The organism is Thermogemmatispora sp. (assembly GCF_019683755.1).
GTDB lineage: Bacteria > Chloroflexota > Ktedonobacteria > Ktedonobacterales > Ktedonobacteraceae > Thermogemmatispora.
In genome coordinates this window covers 1-2979 of record NZ_JADGHT010000462.1, presented here as the reverse complement: position 1 = coordinate 2979, position 2979 = coordinate 1, and the positions used below count along the sequence as shown (strand labels likewise).

At 57.9% G+C, this 2979-nt stretch carries 2 protein-coding genes; one reads left to right on the top strand and one right to left on the bottom strand.

From position 1 onward, the window contains the following. Positions 1–641: 641 nt before the first annotated feature. Positions 642–1508 carry a 30S ribosomal protein S2 gene (gene rpsB, locus IRZ24_RS18775; protein WP_366914333.1) on the bottom strand — a complete coding sequence of 289 codons (867 nt, stop codon included), beginning with the start codon at positions 1506–1508 and terminating at the stop codon, positions 642–644. A gap of 540 nt (positions 1509–2048) precedes the next feature. Here rpsB and IRZ24_RS18770 point away from each other — a divergent pair. Continuing rightward, the gene (locus IRZ24_RS18770; RefSeq protein WP_297167785.1) at positions 2049–2780 is read left to right on the top strand and encodes a response regulator transcription factor; all 732 of its coding nucleotides are present in this window, start codon (positions 2049–2051) and stop codon (positions 2778–2780) included. Positions 2781–2979: the final 199 nt, after the last annotated feature.

The following is a 2979-nucleotide window of genomic DNA, read 5'->3' as shown; positions in this document are numbered from 1 at the left end:
CTTGCCCCCGTCAGCCCCCAGCCCGGACGGCATAGAGAGGACCTGGCATCCACGCCGGCCAGCTCCTGACGGAGGAAACCTTTTCTGCCTTTCCGGTCTGGCGCACGTGTGGTCACCAGGTCCAGTGCCCAAATCTCAAGACAGCCTGGCATACAGCTCCTGCCTGCCACAGGCTGCAAGCCGTCCGTGCGTGCCCCCGATAGAGGTCACGCGGGATGACAAGAGAAGAGAAGAACAGAGTAGATGAATCCAGCCCACACAGCTACCTGCCTTGCTACCTATCCGCCTGGCTGTTTGGACCGCTTGCTACCCACTGTCAACAGCCTGACCCTTCCATCGGCAGACTCAACCGGTTACCAGTCGGCCCGCAGCGAGGAGCTGATCAGTGCCGACGCCTGGCACTGCCGTACCTGCCCAGCCCCCAGACTTCCACACAGGCTCTCGCAGGCAAAGCCTGGGCCGAGAGAGGACGCCAGCCCAGGCCCGCTCGGCTCCCTCAGCAAGCACAGCTAGCGATCTTTCCCTAGCCAGCCGAAACCAGCCGGCCGGCGGGAGCAGGGCAAGCCAGCGCAACAGTGTCACTCGATTGCAACGGACGGCAAACGGCAGGATGGAACAAGCTATAGGGGAGCGAGATGGCTCTAGGACTCTCTGGCCACCAGCTCAGGCTCAGAAGCATCCGACGCATGCTCAGCCTCAGCGGCAGAGGAAGCTGTCTCACGTTGAGACGAGCCTGCATCAGAGGCTGAGGCCTCCACTGCCTCTGTCTGAACAGACCCTTCTTCGCCCGGAGCCGCTACGCCTTCGGTAGGTGTCTCGCTATCCTTCTGCTGCGCCTCCAGCTCGCGGCGTCCCTCAATAACCGCATCAGCGATCTTCGAGCAGAGGAGGCGAACAGCGCGAATGGCATCATCATTGGCAGGGATTGGATAGTCGATCTCGTCAGGATCGCAGTTTGTATCGGCCAGGGCCACGATGGGGATCTCCAGGCGGCGGGCCTCCAGCACAGCGGTATGCTCTTTGCGTGTATCAATGATAAAGACCGCCCCAGGCAGACGACGCATTTCCTTGATGCCGCCAAGGATACGCTCTAGACGCACCAGATCATCTTGCAGGCGCTGCGCTTCTTTCTTGGGCAAGCGTTCGAACTCGCCTCGATCGCGCCGCGCTTCCAGCTCGCGGAGATAGCGGATGCGCCCTTGAATCGTCTGAAAGTTGGTGAGCATTCCGCCTAGCCAGCGCTGGTTGACATAGAACATACCACAGCGCTTGGCCTCCTCCGCAACCGCCTCCTGGGCCTGCTTCTTCGTCCCGACGAACAACAGAGTTTCACCACTGGCAGCCAGTTCCTTCACAAACTTGTAGGCCTCGTTGAGACGGGCTACAGTCTGCTGAAGGTCAATGATGTGGATGCCATTGCGCTCCATGAAGATGAAGGGCTTCATTTTGGGGTTCCAGCGCCGTGTCTGGTGCCCAAAATGAACGCCAGCTTCCAGAAGCTGTTTCATCGAGATGATGTTGGCCAAAAAACAGATCCTCCCTTTTATCCTCCGCTCTCCTCCTATCGGCGATAGGGTTCCCCTTGCTTGCTCTTTCGCGCCGCACAGCTTCCTGGTTGGCTGGCCTGCTCATTCGCTCGCGCCCCTCCCCTCGCCACTTCGGTGCCAGGGCTGTTTAGGGTATTGAGATACCGAGGGTAGCGGGGCACCAGGGAAACGCCGATCAGAGAGCGTGTGTACTTGATGAGTAATACGACGCTACACTTGCCTTGACCTGCAGGAACCCTCGCTCCTGCTAACTTGCAAGTATAGCATAGGTTGCAGACGGACGCAAGCAAGATTTCCCGGCTCGCTCTCTCTCACCATCCTTCAGGCTCCGCTCGACCGCTCTCTCCGGTCACGCTTTTAGCCCCTGCTTCTTGGAGGCCACAGTACAGTGTAATGTGTACACATATTCACTTATGTGTGCTCTCCGCTCCTTCACACGTGCATATTTGCTTATATACTGATAGAACTTGAGACTGCAAAGGAGGCAGAAAGGGTTAGATCATGATTAGTGTCCTCGTAGCAGATGACCATACGTTGGTTCGACGTGTCGTGCGTGAGATTCTGGAACGAGCTGGCGATATGGAGGTGGTTGCAGAGGCCAGTAATGGCCTGGAAGCCGAGGCTCAAGCCGCTCAAACTCACCCGGATGTTGTATTGATGGACCTGGACATGCCAGAATGTGATGGCTTCGAGGCAACAGAGCGCGTGCTGGCTTGCTCGCCAGAGTCGCGTGTAGTCATCCTCACAGCCTCGCAACAGGAGCAATTGGCGCTGCTCGCTATCCAGCGCGGCGCCATCGGCTACTTAACTAAGGACATTGAACCAGAGACGCTGGTGGCAGCTATCCGTTCTGCTGCGCGCAACGAGATTTCGATCCCTGGCCCTCTGGCGACGCGTGTGCTAGCCCATCTGCGGACGTTAACCCTCAGTGGCAAGCTCCGCGAGGTACCCCCAGCCGATTTCTCCCAGGGCGTGGCCAGCCGCTCTTTCTACTATAAGGTTCAGCAGCGCCTCCACGGTTCGGCTCTTAACTTGCAAAACCTCTCGCGTCCACTCACAGAGCGCGAAATCGAGGTGCTCGATTTGATCCGCAAAGGGCGCAAGAACAGAGAAATTGCTCAGGAACTCAATATAGCAGAATCAACCGTACATAAGCACATTCAGAATATTTTTGAAAAGCTACATGCGCGTAGTCGTACCGAGGCTATTTATCTGCTTAGCTCGCGGGGCTGATCACCGGGCGACGTGCACGATCTCTTAGCAGATGGATGCCTAGGTGGCAGACATCTGCCCATATGCCTGCTGGCTGATTGCCCTCTCGCTCCGACGTTGTTGCTCCCCGTCGCGGCTGAGAGCAGGTGACCTGCCTGCTCCTGCTCTCAGCCTTCGCTGAGCGGATTGAGCTTCACGCTGAAGCCGGGCTACTCTGTTC